This is a genomic window from Shewanella surugensis (assembly GCF_023284005.1).
Lineage (GTDB): Bacteria > Pseudomonadota > Gammaproteobacteria > Enterobacterales > Shewanellaceae > Shewanella > Shewanella surugensis.
Genome location: NZ_JAKIKS010000124.1, coordinates 1 through 16,135, shown reverse-complemented (window position 1 = coordinate 16,135; position 16,135 = coordinate 1). Strand labels below are relative to the sequence as shown.

Genomic DNA, 16,135 nt, shown 5'->3' with positions numbered 1-16,135 from the left:
CGATTACATCGAACATTGCTTGGAACAGCTATCTCCCCCCAACTGTGATCTCAATAGTCTCTTACCTTGGCATGTTAATCTAAGCAAGGCGTAGTTCGCCGGACGCTCACACAATAACTGCCTAAATTGCTTACTCGTATAATGGCAACCTTGATCTGAATGAAATATCACGCCTTTAGGTTGTTTTCTAACGGAAAATGCCATTAAAAGCGCTTTAGCCGTTAAATCTGTATTGGGTGATTTTGATACTGCCCAACCAATCAATTTTCTGGCAAATAAATCAATAACGACTGCAAGATATAGCCACCTATTTCCAGCCCAAACGTACGTCACATCGCCACACCAAACTTGGTTTGGCTCTGGTACTACAAATTGTCTATCTAATGTATTAGGGATCTCCAGATGTTCATTTGTTGTTTTTTTATAACGATGAGTCTTTATCTGACAGCTCACTAAATTAAATTTTTTCATTAACTTAGACGCTCTATAACGGCTCAGTTTTAGACCTCGCTGACTGACTATACCTGAAAGGGTTCTTGCACCAGCTGAGCCGTTACTTTCCTTATGTGCTATGTTTACTTCACTTTGTAGCTTCATCTCACTCAAGCTCATTTTTTGGATGTAGAGAGCCAATAACGATAACTACATGAATGCCAAGCACATAACAAATCTCAGCCACTGGGTAGCTCTGTTTGATATTGTCAACCATTACAAATAGTTGAGTGAGCCTGATACCAACAGAGCTGTAGCTTTTTTAGAATGTCACTCTCTCTTTCCATCCGATGTATTTTTCGCTCTAACTCTCTAATTTTCAACTGCTCAGGTGTTATTGGGGTTGCTTTGGACTTCCCGCCATTACGTTCATCCCTAAGTTGGTTGACGAACCCACTTCCATTGCGTTAGCCGCTTCAGTAACAGAATAGTTTTGTGCAACAACGAGTAATGCCGCTTCTCATCTAAATTCGGGAGTAAAGTTACGTCTTATACGCTTAGTCATATGATTACCTAAATAATAATGAGGCCATAATATCAACCTCTAACTAGGTGGCCAAATTAACTATGCCACTTCAATCTCAGTGGGTCTGATTCCCCGCAGCTGGCTGCGTAAGTTTTAGTCTTTCAGTATATTAATACCCCGCTTCGCGTAGCGAAGTTGAGCCAAAGGCGAGATAGCTTGCTGCGGGGATTTTTATTCAACGAAGTGTAGAAGGACCGTTGACAGGACATATTTATAAAGTTTGGTCATAAAGGCTTGAAAAATGAAATCACTCTACTTTTTTAATGAAAAAGCACAGTGAAATGATAAACAATAATAATGTTGAGATGGCTGATGCATTTAATATGTATTGGTACGGAGGCAGTTGGGTGTGAGCTTCAATAAAGGCATAGAGGCTGGATATGCTGGCAAAGGCAAAAGTGAATAAGGCTGAGGCGATGCCTTGGGCCTTATTGATATGGATCATCGCAGAGCCCGTCGATAAAGGTATAAAAAAACCTAAACTGAAACACATGATATAAATCGATAACATCATATAAAGCACATTATCATATGAAAAGTTTAAGCCTGCAATACTCAGGGTTAATACCATAAGACTCAATACCCGAATGCTAGGGTGGTGACTTAAGTGTATGTAATATCTATAGGTTAAAATGCCACAAATGTAGATAAAGCTGACTCCAAACAAGAAAAGGTTATAGTGGCTATCACTGATTTGTTCAATATTTGATAAAGCAGCATGAATATTAGTCATGATGATCTGCATAAAAAGGGTGAAACTGATCCCGATAGCTAAGAAATTGAGTACAAACGACTTCTGAGAAAGACAATATTGAAAATGTTTAAGGATGTCTTTAAATGCAATACGTGTCTGTGTGTTTTTATCGACAGAAAGAACGAATGTAGCATAAAAGAATAGGATGATTTCAATAAGGCCCATAAGATAATATGTCCATCGCCAATCGATGGTTAACATATAGCGTGCAAGGTAAGAGGCAATTACCGGTGCAATAATAATATAAATAGAAACATGTGAAAAAGTGTGCTTCATTTCATCGTTATCGCTGGCATGGCGTAAAACAATCGAACGTGCAATGGAGGAGTAACTGCCAGTGCCACAACCGATCAAAATGCAACCAATATAAAAAGACATTAGCCCAGTGGCGCTACCGACGGTGATCAGTCCACTAATGGATGTTACTTGAGCGATTTTAAGGATCTTATTAATCCCAAATACATCGGATAAGCTACTTAACAAGATCGCAGATAAAGAAAAAAACAGAAAGAGTAACCCTATCCCAGAATGGACTTTTGTTAAGCTTAAATCCAATGAACTCGAGATAGTCAATATGAGTGGTGGCGAGATCATTAAGGTCATGTAGCCAATAAAACACAGTGCGTAAGCGAGCCAATTAAAATAAAAGCGGTGCATAGGCGTAATCTTGATGGTTTTATGAGTGTTAATGATGAGTGTAATCCTATTTGAAAAGAATGAGCCTTGTTTGTGGCTGTGTTCTTTGAACATTAAATTTAGGATGACAATATAGGGATGATGGTGTTAAAACGGATGAAATGAGAGGATGGATTTGAGTTATGCCCGCTATCGCCCTTTTTAAAGGGCGATAGGGCGGTTAATATTGACTTTTAAGAGGGCGTTATCGCTATTAAAATAGTGGATTATTTAAATGTATGCTATTCAAATGTATAGTCATCTATTTCAGTATTATCAACAGCCGTTTTATTGAGCGTCACGACATCACCCACCAAGGCGACACCCGCAATGATAGCCCCTGCACCGCATTGAAATGTGGTGTTACTGACCGTTAAGTTATCTCTGTAATTGGACTTAATATTAATGACAGCATTTCCACCCTGACTAATGGCTTTATTTCTGAGTGCTTTCATGGCGGATAAGAAAACCCATTGGCAGGCTTCTTTATCGGTTTTATTGAAGGCATTGGTTTTATTATTGGTTCTAAATTCAACAAAACTTTTGATGACGGGAGGATGTTCTTGCTTACCAAAATAGAAGCTGATGTCATCACCGAGAATGTTTTTAGATTGTTCAAGCGCCAGTGTGTCACTCACTGAATAGTTTTCTATGGTATCTCTTGCGTAAGCAGAGCTTAAGAATAATGGATACAAGAGAAAGATAAAAAGTATTTTTTTCATTTGTGGATCCCAGTATTAGATGAGCGTTTAATTATTTGAGGAGCATAATCTTATCTTAGTCTAACTGTGTTTAGTCTTAACGGTAGGTAAAAGAGGGGTAAAATTAATCTTCGTTATTAAAAAATGAAAGGGAGTGTTGCACCCCCTTTAATAGTGTGTAATTTATTGTGTTTTTATTCTTGGGTTATGATTTGTTGTGCCCTTTAATGCTGTAAATTAAAGGCACTTTCTTTCCTTGATGGTGTGAAAAAAATCGTCCTTGTTGATCTTGAGTGAGATCAGCTGAGACATTATAAGGAGAGTAAGGGATTTCATTAAATGACTCAATGGTGATGCCCGCAGCCAGCAAGGCATTAATCACATCACTTAAGCTGTGTGACCAAACTGCAAGGGTATCGATTTCATCATTATGGTTTTCAGTGTAAGTTGGCTCTTCTATTATTTGCTGCTTGGTAGTGAAATAATCATTACCTGATAATAAATCAACCATGGGATGAAATTCTGCCAGATAAAAAATACCATTGGGCTTTAAGCTTGCGCTAATACCTTGGGCCCAAAGATCAAGATCATTGAGCCAGCAAAGCACTCCATAAGAGGTGAAAATAATATCAAAAAGTTCGGGCTTTGTCTCACGCTGCTTCAAGTCAAAATATTGATAGATATCACTACAGATAAATGCTGCATTCAGGTTTGTTTGGGCAGCGAGCTGCTTGGCTTGTTCAATGGCGACAGGTGATAAATCAATACCGGTGACATTGGCACCCAGCCTAGCCCAAGAAAGCGTGTCTAAACCAAAATGGCATTGCAAATGTAACAGTGATTGATTATTGACGTCACCTAAGGCCTCAAGCTCCATAGGATTAAGGCTACTATTTCCATTCAGAAAACCCGCGACATCATAAAAATCGGATTTAACATGAAGTCGTGTGCGGTTATCCCATGCTTGCTGATTAAGGCTTGCTTCATTCATGGTTATTTCCTGTGGCGACGGAAGTCGCTTGTTGATGCTCTCTTAGGCTCAATTGGCTCTCTAGTTGCCGAATGGCTTGCTGCCATTGCTGCTGCATTTTGGGCTTTTGATGTTTGGTTTTTCGCTTTAAATCTAACGCTAACTGCGTTTCTAACGCAATAAGTTGAGTTAGCATCATGTCATCAGAGTCACTGGCCAAAGTGGTATTTTTGATAGCCTGTTGTGTTGTCGGTGCAGCAGGTAAAGCTAGTCCAGATGTTCGCATGGCATCATATAAGGCATCAATATCAATCCAGTTTGTGAGCTTTCCGTCTTGAATTAACCAATATCGATTGCAGCTTTTCTCAATGATCTCTCGATCATGGCTCACTAAGATAAACCCGCCTTCAAAAGTGGATAAGCTTGTGGCCAATTGCTCTTTACCTTCTACATCGAGATGATTTGTAGGCTCATCTAGGAGGAGAAAAGCATATTTGGCCAAACTTAAGGCGGTAAACAGTAGACGAGATCGCTCGCCACCGCTTAAAGTGCGCACTTTACTTTGATGGTTTACATAGTGAAAGCCACTGATAATTAACGCTTGTTTTCGCTCAAGCTCAGAACTGGGATAAAATGGATAAAGTGCATCGATTAAGCTCACCTCATCATCCAGTTGTTGCATATGCTGATCGTAATAGCCCAATGTGCACCTTTGATGAAATTGAATTTCAGTCACTTGTGCTGAGTTTTTATCTTGATGTGTATTCCATAGCTGCTTAATCAGTGATGATTTACCGCAACCATTAGCCCCTAAGATCGCGATATGATCGCCACTGCGTATTTGCAGATTTTGCACAGGATAAAGTCGTTCTCCACCTGTATGCGCCCTGACTTCAAACTGATCAATGGTGAGTAATCTATCTGCTTGGAGATGTTGACCGTTAAGTCGTAAGGTCCAAGGCGGTAGCTGTGCTTTTTCAACTTGAGCATGGACTAATTTATCAGCCCGTTTTTGCATCATTTTGGCTTTTCTAGAGAGATCTTGATTGTCATAAGTGTGTCCCCAGTGAGCCAAGCGTTTAGCACTACTCTTTATTCTGTCTATTTCTTGTTGCTGCTGTTGATGGCGGGTCTTATCTGTTTCTAGCTGGGTTGCCAGTGCAATCGCCGCTTTGGTTGCTGATAGAGTAAAGTGATGCAGGTTTTTACTATGAATGATCCACGTTTGATTGGTGACCTTGTCGAGTAATCGTTGATCATGAGACACCAAAATAAAGCTGCCTTTGAATGTCTGTAAAAAAGTTTCTAACCAAAGTAATGCTGGTAAGTCCATATGATTACTGGGTTCATCAAGCAATAAAAGATCAGGCTCTAAAATGAGCGCGCGAGCGAGTAATAAACGGTTATATTGACCACCACTTAAACTGGATACACTTTGCCCCCATATTAAACAGGTGAGCCCTATACTGTTTAATAACATTTCTACGCGCCACTGTTCATCCACTTGTTTATGAGCAGCGAGTTTATCTAATACGGCATCAAATAAGGATTTTTCAAGTAATTTAGTCGGTAATGTTTGCTCGACTTTGGCGAGTATACATTGATTCTGATAGGTGATGTTCCCTGTATCTGCTGTTAACTCTTCATTGATTAATTTGAGTAAACTGCTTTTTCCTGAGCCATTGTGGCCAACTAATCCAATACGGTCACCTTTAGTGACGGATAAACTGATGTTATTAAGTAATAAAGAGGTATGCAGATTTAATGAAACTGATTGTAACGATACGAATGTGGTCATTGTTTTTACCTGAATTTAGGGTGTAAAAACCCTCATCAATAAACGCTGACGATAATTCAGTGAGCCGAGTGAAGTGACTCTAAAGGGTGAAGCTAACACATTTTCTATTAATGGGTTAGTACAGGTTTAGCTCTGGCTCTGATTATCGCAGCACGGGAGTGCAGTGTTCAGAGCGCTTGATGGCGAAAAAGTGGCGAGCAAAATCTCTTTGGCACGTATACATAACAAATCCTCCTTTTTTAGTTAATGATTACCGTTATAGGTTGTAAACAATGATAAATCTTACTGGTCATAAAAACAACTGATTTATTTGAAATCATCATTCATCTTTAACTCATTATCGAATTGTGGCGTTTATTTAGGGAGATAGGATTGATTTGTAGCCTGTTAGTGGCATGGACATTTAGTCCTAAAGTGAATAGGTTCATCATAAGCCCCTAATCAAAAGGAAATATCAATGATCTATGCCAATCCTGGAAGTCATGATGCACTTATGCAGTTTAAAACGCGATATGGAAACTTTATTAATGGTCAGTGGATTGAACCCGTTAAAGGGCGCTATTTTGATAATTTAAGTCCCGTTAATGGGGAGGTTTTTTGTCAAATACCTCGCTCAAGCGTGGAAGATATTGAACTGGCACTTGATGCCGCTCATAGCGCCAAGTCTGCTTGGGGCTGCACTGCAGTGACAGAACGTTCCAATATATTATTGAAAATAGCTGATTGTATTGAACAGAATTTAACTCGACTGGCAGTAGCCGAGACATGGGATAATGGTAAAGCCATTAGAGAAACACTCGCTGCAGATATTCCTTTAGCAGCGGATCATTTTCGTTATTTTGCTGGGTGCTTACGGGCGCAAGAAGGCAGTATAGGGCAGATTGATGACAATACCATAGCGTATCATTTTCACGAGCCTTTAGGCGTTGTTGGGCAAATTATTCCATGGAATTTTCCAATATTAATGGCTGCGTGGAAGTTAGCACCTGCCTTGGCGGCAGGAAATTGCATTATTCTTAAGCCTGCTGAGCAAACGCCTGCATCGATATTAGTGCTAATGGAATTAATTGAGGATTTAATGCCCGCAGGAGTCTTGAATATAGTGAATGGATTTGGCGATGAAGCGGGTCATGCATTAGCTTCTAGCACAAGGATCGCTAAAATTGCGTTTACTGGCTCAACACCTATTGGATCACATATTTTAGCGTGCGCGGCAAAAAATATTATTCCATCAACGGTGGAGTTAGGTGGAAAATCGCCAAATGTGTTCTTTGAGGATGTGATGGATTTTGAAGATGAATTTTTAGATAAATGCATCGAAGGTGCAGTGCTTGCTTATTTAAATCAAGGTGAGGTATGTACTTGTCCTTCACGTTTATTCATTCATGAGAACATTTATGATGCCTTTATTGCCAAAGTGATCGAAAGAACCAAGAAAATTATTAGAGGTAATCCTCTCGATACAGATACTATGGTGGGGGCACAAGTATCGAAAGAACAATTTGATAAAATTTTAAATTATATCGAAATAGGTAAAAAGGAAGGGGCGGAAGTATTAATCGGAGGTAAAGTAGAAGCCTTAGATGAGCAGTTAGATAAAGGATTTTATATTCAGCCGACTTTGTTGAAAGGAACAAATACTATGCGAGTGTTTCAAGAAGAGATTTTTGGACCAGTCATTTCATTATCAACCTTTAAAACGGAAGAAGAGGCGGTAAAACTGGCGAATGGTTCAGAGTTTGGTTTGGGTGCAGGCGTGTGGAGTCGTGATATTAACCGTGCCTATCGTATGGGGAGAAAAATAGAAGCGGGGCGGGTATGGACGAATTGTTATCATATGTATCCAGCTCATGCGGCTTTTGGCGGATATAAAAAATCGGGTATAGGGCGAGAGACTCATAAAATGGCGTTGGAACATTATCAGCAAATCAAGAATATTATTGTGAGCTATGATATTAACCCTCAAGGATTTTTTTAATGTAAGCTTCGATGAGCTATGGTTAAAGGATCAGGCTAAGTCAGCTCCTTTTTTGATTGCGATGACATTCAGGAGTCACCATGATCTATAGGCTCTTGCAAAGAAAAAGACAAAGGACTGTCTGGCATTATTCAGGCTATTTTTATGGGATGTTGCTGATAGGGTTAAGTGCCATTATTGAGGTGAGTGCTGATGCCAGTGAAGTCAATCAAAGCCGTGGTTCCCAAGATATCAAATGGGATCGACTGGGTAAATTACGCGTGTATAAAAAGACGAGTTGTACCGCAACTTTAGTGGCGCCAAATTTAATTGTGAGTGCAGCCCATTGTGTTTTTGATAGGGACAGTAATGCTTATGTGAGTCCCCATAAATTACTATTTTATGCTGGACTGAAGGGCAATGACATTAAAGCTAAAGTGAAGATAAAGCGTTATACGGTACCAAGTAAAACGTTTCCGACAGGGCAATTTACAGAAAATGCCTTATTGATCGATTGGGTGGTTTTGGAGCTTGAAAGACCAATAGGGTGTACTTTGGGGAGCTTTCCATTATGGGATCAGCAAGTCGGGGCAATCAATAAGCTGATCACGGCAGGTTACGCCAGCGGTAATTTTACACAACTCACTCAAACCGATACTTGTGAGTCAGCAGTGCCAAGAAGTGATTCTACAATGTGGCGGCTTAAAAATTGTGCGTTAAAAAAAGGGGATTCAGGCGCACCCATTTTGGTTCAGATTAAAGGGCAAGCTGAACCTTACATTGCAGGGGTTATTTCTGCTGGAGCGAATGACAGCCGAGGGCGTTTTCGTGTCGTTGCAGTACCCGTTGAGCAATTTACTAACACAGTGAATAATAAAGCGATTTCATGTAAGCAACCTATTTTTTTAGTCTTATTATGGAATGTTAAGATTGTTTTTTTACGGAGTTTAACGGCTTCGATTCCATCCTTTCATTAAGCTTTCTTATTTTATTTTCCGAATCTAGCATGCAAAACCCTCTTCATTAATAAAAATATATAACCATGTATTTCTAATAAATAATATAAAACTTAAGTCTATGTTTTTTTCTGTTTAAATAGTGTGTTTAATGCTTATCTAGTTTTACGAAAATGTAGTTTAAGTGAAACGACAAGGATGAGGAGCAGTCTAAAACATGAACAATGTATTTAAGTTATCAAGTTTGTCGGCGGTAGTATTACTTGCAATAACAGGATGTGGTGGGGGATCCGATCATGTGACGGGCTCTGAAGGTTCTTCAGAGAACACAGCCCTAAGTGTTGCTGATGTTGAAATTAAAGCGGCAAAACATTGGCTTCCCGTTGAAGCCAGCCTAGGGGTAGATCAACAGGCTGGTGATACTTTTAGTGTTATTTTTAAGGACGGTGATCAACTCGTTAAGCCAGAAGGTGGGGTATATTATTTTAGTCATGGCACTCTTAACATGATTGATAATAAGTCATTTCGTTATATCTCACTGACTGGTGAAGATGCAGAAATTACTTATACCGTGACAGTCAATAATCAATCGGCCAGTGCGGCCATTTTAATTTCTGATGTCATCAGCGATCCTTTGGCTAATCAACAATGGCATTTACGTAATACTGGCCAAAAAGCTTATGCATTAAATGAAGCACTAGGGAGTGCCTATATTCAACTTTTAATGGAAAATGGCTTTAGTGAGGAGGATGCCACAGTTATGACAGAAACTTGGTATCAAGAGAGTATCGCTAAACTCATTCCTGATGAAGATATGAATGTGGTTGAGGCTTTTGCATATGGCGTAACAGGGCAAGGGATGACGGCTGTTGTTGTTGATACTGGACTTGAAATAAACCATGAAGACTTAATTACAAACATACTACCGAATAGATCACTTAATCTGGATGGTGATGCCATCAATAAGATGGATCCGACATCGATAAGTGAGTTGGGCGATCATGGTACCAGTGTGGCGGGACTCATTGCTGCTGAAGGTTGGAACGGCTTGGGGGGACGGGGTGTTGCGCCAGATACTAAACTGATTGGTATGAAATACCTTAGTAATAATACCAATTCTCCACAAGCTGATTTTTTAGTTCATGGCTTTCCTGGTAGTGGTATTGCATCTAGCGATAACATTGCGGTTTTTAATCGTAGTTATGGGATCACTTATCCTACTTTCTTTAGTTATTCAGAAATCGATGAGTCTATCGCATCTTACCCGAGTTTAAATTTAAGAGAAGGCAAGGGAGCACTTAATATTAAAGCCAGTGGTAATGGCTTTAATGATGATGGCGCAGAGGGATCGATTTGTCTTGATAATGGTGCAAATGCTTTAGGGTTAACGTGCTATAGCAGTAGCTTTGAGCTGAGTCAGGCTCATCCTTATTATTTAAGTGTTGCGGCTGTGAATACGGATGGAAAACACGCCAGTTATTCAACGGCGGGGGCGAATATATTTGTTTCGGCGCCAGCGGGGGAATATGGCCGATGGGCACCGGCGATGATCACCACAGATCAAATGAGTTGTTTAAAAGGCTATGCAAGCTTTAATAGTCGAGCGGCACAATATTATGGTGAAGATCTTACTGCGCAAATGTATCCCTTTAACTATCCTGCTCATGACGATAATTTAAGCTGTAACTATACGTCGACTTTTAATGGAACCTCTTCTGCTGCGCCGAATGTATCCGGCGTGGTGTCGTTAATTTTGGCGGCAAACCCAGAGCTCACTTGGCGTGATGTTAGGCATATATTGGTATCAACCAGCAGTCATGTGGACTTAGAAGATAAACCTGTGTTGCTGAAAATGTCGAATGGAACTTTTATTGCTCATGACGCATGGGTGACCAATGATGCGGGATACCCTTTTAATAATAAATATGGTTTTGGTCGTGTGAATGCGGGAGCCGCTGTGGCAATGGCGCAGTTTTATACTAAAGATTTGGGTGAACAAGTCATCAGTGAGTGGCAAGGAGAGGGGAGCAGTATTGGTGATAAACCAATCGCTAAGCTGATTAAAGACAATCATATTGATGGCGTGTCTGTTAGCGTAGAAATACAAGAAGATTTAACGTTAGAAGCAGTGCAGTTTAAATTTGATGTGGCTAACTCAGATATGTTGAGTGAATTAATTGACAGTGAAGGGAAACGATTTAATACCACGGCAGGTATGGATTTAGCCATTGAAGTTATTTCACCAAAAGGAACCAGAAGTGTTTTGCTTTCTTCAAAGCAGGCTTTATTAGTGCCAGCTTATTCGTTTAGTGAAGGAGTGCAGGAAGGCTATATCATTAAGGATGGTGTTTTTTTATCGAATGCGTTTTATGGTGAGTCGAGCAAAGGCACATGGACGTTACGGTTATTGGATACGAGTAGTCAAGATATTTCACTATCTGAACCTGGGACCGATCTGATTAAAGCCGAATATTATATGAACAATCGTGAAGACAGCATACTAGAAGGTTTTGCTGTGAGGGTATTTGGTCATTAATCAAAAAATAGAAATGATTAATTGATAAAAAAGATACTTAATATTTCAAGTCACGCTCAAGCTGTTGAATAAGGAGAGTCATCATGAGAAAAGCATTGTTATTGACGGTTATCGTAAGTTTACCCTTATCTTACACTGTATCCCTACCGGCCCAAGAGCCATCGAATCATACCATGACGTTATTGAATGAAGCGAGAATACAAGCGAAACAACTATCAAGCCAAAAGCAATATCATCTCACAATAGAAAAAAGTGACTTTGGCGCCTATAAAGTAGAGTATCAATTAGCGTTAGTACCTCAAGGTATTGCTTCAGTCGATGATAGGGTGGCAAGTTTAGGTACCATGTCGGTAATGAAAAGTGAAAGGCCTATACATCGCGTGATAAAAGGGACATTAGCCCGTAATGTATTGACGAATAAATTGGCGCCAATTTCAGGATATATTACTGTCTTATTAGCCAAAGATGTTTCAGTTGATGACGTTACACAAACGACTGGATTGGAAGTGGTGACATCTTATGCTGGTACTCAATTGGCGGTTTTAAAAGTGGCTGACGATGCCGATATATTATTGGCAGCGAAAAAAGTAAAAGACTCTGGGCTGGTGGTGCAAACAAAAATTGAAGTATTGGATGTTGTGTACGAAGCGTATTAAATTTATTGTTTTTAATAAGTATGAAATAAAAACCGACAATATCACATTGTCGGTTTTTTATTTGACATTAATTGATGAAGATCATTTGTTTTAAATGTATTGACCATGTTCAAGTTAACTCTATTATGGGGGGGGATGGACTATTAGGTTGTATTACTATTATCACTATCTGAAACATTACTATCATCGATAAAAATCGTGTGTTGTAGGTGATGACAGTATTGTTTCAATGCCTGTTTTTAATTGAGTTAAGCGGTGGTAATTCTATTTGTGTATTGTTGTTTTATAAAGTAATGGCTGATGTGTATTTATCATTGTAGGTTATTACTGTGGGGGTAGCATTAATATGGCGTAAGTACTTATTGCTTTTGCCAATAATCTAGATGAATCTCGTATTAAATAATCATTAGAGATAAAGTGAGTAAGGGCGCGGTGGAGTGCTGATGATAAAGGTTAAAAGTCATTTTAGTTAAAGTGAATAGGTTTTTTTGAAGTGTTTATGATAAATATCACAATTGATGAGTCAACAAGGTGATTTGACCCATCAATGATTTTAAATTTATTGACTAGAACGTTTAACTAATTCATAAACCACTTTTGTGAGCGGTTGGTTATTATTTGAAGCTGATTGTGCACGTTTTTTCCAATATTCAGGAATAGACTGTCCCTCTTTCCATTCACCGTACACTTTAGGATAAGATTGCGCTATAGCGTTTTTTGTTGGTGTCCATAGGAAATCGGGATGGGCATTAGAGTACCATTCACCACCAATAATAGTACCTTGTTTATCAATTTCTAAGTCATAAAAGTAATCAACGGTTACCGTGTGATCACGATGTTCATTGTCAGTCTTATTATGTGTAGGGCTAGTCTCAGATAAATATTCTAGTTCCATTTTTACACCAACAATTTGGGTAGCATCATCAGAACGATAGGATTGAAATTTATCATTTTTATAAGCATCGATGTTGATTATGGCATCTTCTAACGTGTCTTTAGTCGTATTGGAAACTAAATTAACGTATTTTAGCTTATATGAAAGAATAGGTTGATTCCAAACTTGGTAATCATAAGTGGCATCCATTACTAGGCTGCGTTTACTGATGCCTATTTGATTTAATATTGCGGTGTGGAAACTACCAGGGTTATTGTCAAAACAGCTTTGCTCAATGATACGTCCATTTTCATCTTTTTCTGGATTTTTGATATTACATCGTTGTCCCATAAAGTTACTTTGATAGGGAGAGCTTGCCCAGAGTAAAGTGCCGAGAGCCTTAATATCTGATGGATAAAACATTAAATCATCGCCTTTGGCATCTTTGACTGTAATGGCTTTTTGGGGTCTATCCATCATATAGGCAGCGGCAGCCCATCCGTGGCAGAGTCCCATCCAGCCTTCTACTTCGCCATATGAATCGAAATAACTTTTTCCTGAATCCCATGCACTGCTTGTTAAGCTCATATTCTTATCTCCGACTAACAAATCATATTTTTCAGCGGGAGATAGGTTATTTTTTTCGTCATCGATATATTGTTCAGCAGGCTTAACGGTGTGAGAAAAATCATAATATTCTTGCCAATTATTGGCACTGGGGTTATCGGCATATCGCCAGGCGCTAGCGCCAGAATATAATGGCCAATAGGTATCAGACCAGGCTGTACGGGGTAAATGACTTTCTTGAGTTGCTTTACTATCGAGTTTGATTAGGTTGGTTTCGAGCTTAAAACCAAGATCAACCAAATGTGCTGGGTTATCGGTGTTGTAATCGATTAAACTGAAACTATCAAAGTTAAGTGCTTTATTATTTTTATTAATGAAGTCTTTTCTTGATTTATCTTTTAATTTTACAAAGTTGTTTTCGTTTATTTCTTCATTAGAAAAAAAAGCAGGGAGCTCACTTCCATTATTAGATCGCTTAACGGGGATTTTATTCATTACCTGAGTTGGATTTTCATGAAATTCATTAAAAAAAGGGACAGTGTCATCTGCTGCACAAGTTGAATGTGACATGGAAAATAAAATGGCACCAATCGATAATGATAAAATGTTCTTATTCATAGTTATTATTCCTTAACCTATATTTAAATGGTGTGAGTTTCAATTGTTATTAATCAACCTTGTTAGGTCATTGAAGGTATATTAATAATATCAGTATGTAAATGAGATTAATTATCAATAAACTTATGATTAAATAGTAGTAAAAGCTAATTTTTATATTATTGTTAAGGATTGTTTTTTTTGATTTAATAATAGTTAGTTCTAAATTAGACTTTAATTTAAATACTGTGTGAGGCACTGATATTGAGGTTGATGATTATTAGTGATAGGGGGCGGGTGACGGCATCTGATTTTTTATTACGTTATATTATTAAGGTGGATTATATTGTTTCATAAAAGTTAATGGAAGTTCATCTTATTTGTTAGACCTATGTCTATCAATATTATTCTGTATATCATTAGGCATGAATAGTTTGATTCAATGTGAATAAAATACACCGAAGAGTTGTTCGTTGTAAAAAAATGATTATTCATATGATTCACTTTAAAATGAAAACACAGAGATTTATTATTGAGATGATTGGGTGATTGTTCCCTTGAGTAGAGGCGTTTATGCTCAAAGGTTAATGATATAAATTTAAATTCGCACTATTTCTTCTATTAGGGAATATAAGGGAGCATATGTCAGTCACATTAGGCACGCCATTATCAAGTATGGCAAAGAAAGTATTATTATGTGGTTCAGGTGAACTAGGTAAAGAAATAGCGATTGAGCTACAAAGGTTTGGGGTTGAAGTTATCGCTGTCGATCGTTATGCAAAGGCACCTGCTATGCAAGTGGCACATCGTAGTCATGTTATAGATATGCTCGATGGTCAAGCATTACGGCAAGTGATAGAAAATGAACAACCCGATCTCATCGTGCCTGAAATAGAAGCCATCGCGACTGATACATTAGCGGAATTGGAAGAAGAAGGTTTTCATGTTATTCCAACGGCAAGAGCTACTCAGCTTACAATGGATCGAGAAGGTATTCGTCGTTTAGCGGCTGAAGAGCTTGGGGTAAAAACGAGCGATTATGTTTTTGCGCAAACAAAAGAGGCCTATTTAGCAGGGGTAAAGAACATTGGTTTTCCCTGTGTGATTAAACCGATTATGAGCAGTTCAGGGAAAGGTCAATCGGTATTGAAAAATCCTGAAGAAGTTGATGCTGCTTGGTATTATGCACAAGATGGAGGCCGGGCCGGAAAAGATAAAGTCATTATTGAGGGCTTTGTTGAGTTTGACTTTGAAATAACCTTGTTAACTGTTAGGCATAAAGATGGGACGTCATTTTGTGCACCCATTGGGCATCGTCAAGAAAATGGAGATTATCAAGAGTCGTGGCAACCTCAGCAGATGAGTGTTCATGCATTAAAACTAGCTGAGGATATTGCTGAAAAAGTGACCTCGGACCTCGGAGGTTGGGGGGTTTTTGGTGTGGAGCTATTTGTAAAAGGTGATGATGTTATCTTTAGTGAAGTCTCTCCACGCCCTCATGATACGGGACTTGTGACGTTGATGAGTCAAGATTTATCCGAATTTGCTTTGCACGCTCGAGCTATTTTAGGATTGCCTATCCCGAATATCGTTCAGCGGGGTCCCTGTGCGAGTCATGTTATTTTAGTCAAGGGAGAAAGTCATCGTGTATGCTTTGGACATGTAGATGTTGCTTTATCTGTTGCTAATACTCAGTTACGTTTATTTGGTAAGCCTAAAGTCAGTGGGGTCCGTCGAATGGGGGTGGCATTGGCTGCTGGAGAGTCAATCGATCAGGCGCGTAAATTAGCTCAAGAGTGTGCGGTAAAGGTGACTATTCAGCTTTAATGTTTTTTAATCAGAGTGGAGTGAATGTAAATAGTTAAAATAAATAATCAATATTGAGACCAATATATTTTTCTGTTTCCGCTCCGCTATTTCCCTCGTAGCCTTTGTCATAAGTGCGATCGACATAATAAAGAAATAAATCCTAGATCTCAGCAATAAGCGACACACGTTTACCTGTTAAAAACTCATAAGGACTGAGAAAGTTTAACGCCTTTCTTGGCCTCATGTTAATTAAAAATTCAGCATTGG

The 16,135-nt window shown here is 38.9% G+C and carries 11 protein-coding genes and 1 pseudogene; 5 read left to right on the top strand and 7 right to left on the bottom strand.

The genetic code is table 11. From position 1 onward, the window contains the following. Nucleotides 1-3: 3 nt before the first annotated feature. The 5 genes from L2764_RS21840 to L2764_RS21820 all read right to left on the bottom strand — a co-directional run bounded on the left by L2764_RS21840 (nucleotide 4) and on the right by L2764_RS21820 (nucleotide 5,916). Nucleotides 4-597, bottom strand: coding sequence for an IS3 family transposase (locus tag L2764_RS21840; protein ID WP_248942454.1), 594 nt, complete (start codon nucleotides 595-597; stop codon nucleotides 4-6). Between the two features lie 668 nt (nucleotides 598-1,265). Beyond that, entirely contained in the window at nucleotides 1,266-2,429 is a 1,164-nt protein-coding gene (locus L2764_RS21835) for an MFS transporter (RefSeq protein WP_248942453.1), read from the bottom strand. Nucleotides 2,430-2,689: 260 nt separating this feature from the next. Next, nucleotides 2,690-3,169, bottom strand: coding sequence for an excinuclease ABC subunit A (locus L2764_RS21830; RefSeq protein ID WP_248942452.1), 480 nt, complete (start codon nucleotides 3,167-3,169; stop codon nucleotides 2,690-2,692). A gap of 184 nt (nucleotides 3,170-3,353) precedes the next feature. Continuing rightward, nucleotides 3,354-4,139 (bottom strand): class I SAM-dependent methyltransferase, encoded by a 786-nt coding sequence (locus L2764_RS21825; protein WP_248942451.1) that lies wholly within the window; start codon nucleotides 4,137-4,139, stop codon nucleotides 3,354-3,356. After that, nucleotides 4,132-5,916, bottom strand: coding sequence for an ATP-binding cassette domain-containing protein (locus L2764_RS21820; protein ID WP_248942450.1), 1,785 nt, complete (start codon nucleotides 5,914-5,916; stop codon nucleotides 4,132-4,134). The genes L2764_RS21825 and L2764_RS21820 overlap by 8 nt, the downstream gene beginning before the upstream one ends. A gap of 457 nt (nucleotides 5,917-6,373) precedes the next feature. On the opposite strand from L2764_RS21820, the gene exaC reads away from it, so the two are divergent. The 4 genes from exaC to L2764_RS21800 all read left to right on the top strand — a co-directional run bounded on the left by exaC (nucleotide 6,374) and on the right by L2764_RS21800 (nucleotide 12,021). Next, complete coding sequence (gene exaC, locus L2764_RS21815; RefSeq protein WP_248942449.1) at nucleotides 6,374-7,894, top strand: acetaldehyde dehydrogenase ExaC; 1,521 nt, start codon at nucleotides 6,374-6,376, stop codon at nucleotides 7,892-7,894. 80 nt (nucleotides 7,895-7,974) lie between these two features. Next, nucleotides 7,975-8,850 (top strand): trypsin-like serine peptidase, encoded by an 876-nt coding sequence (locus L2764_RS21810; RefSeq protein WP_248942448.1) that lies wholly within the window; start codon nucleotides 7,975-7,977, stop codon nucleotides 8,848-8,850. 196 nt (nucleotides 8,851-9,046) lie between these two features. After that, nucleotides 9,047-11,365: a S8 family serine peptidase gene (locus tag L2764_RS21805; protein ID WP_248942447.1), complete on the top strand. Its 2,319-nt coding sequence runs from the start codon at nucleotides 9,047-9,049 to the stop codon at nucleotides 11,363-11,365. Between the two features lie 83 nt (nucleotides 11,366-11,448). Then, nucleotides 11,449-12,021 (top strand): serine protease external chaperone, encoded by a 573-nt coding sequence (locus L2764_RS21800; protein ID WP_248942446.1) that lies wholly within the window; start codon nucleotides 11,449-11,451, stop codon nucleotides 12,019-12,021. 559 nt (nucleotides 12,022-12,580) lie between these two features. Here the strand turns inward: L2764_RS21800 and L2764_RS21795 are convergent. Then, nucleotides 12,581-14,080 (bottom strand): peptidase, encoded by a 1,500-nt coding sequence (locus L2764_RS21795; RefSeq protein ID WP_248942445.1) that lies wholly within the window; start codon nucleotides 14,078-14,080, stop codon nucleotides 12,581-12,583. A gap of 621 nt (nucleotides 14,081-14,701) precedes the next feature. Here L2764_RS21795 and purT point away from each other — a divergent pair. Next, the gene (gene purT / locus L2764_RS21790) at nucleotides 14,702-15,886 is read left to right on the top strand and encodes a formate-dependent phosphoribosylglycinamide formyltransferase (RefSeq protein ID WP_248942444.1); all 1,185 of its coding nucleotides are present in this window, start codon (nucleotides 14,702-14,704) and stop codon (nucleotides 15,884-15,886) included. A 142-nt stretch (nucleotides 15,887-16,028) separates the two neighbouring features. On the opposite strand, the pseudogene L2764_RS21785 reads toward purT, so the two are convergent. Then, nucleotides 16,029-16,135, bottom strand: a pseudogene (locus tag L2764_RS21785) (IS30-like element ISVsa7 family transposase); the annotation flags it as partial.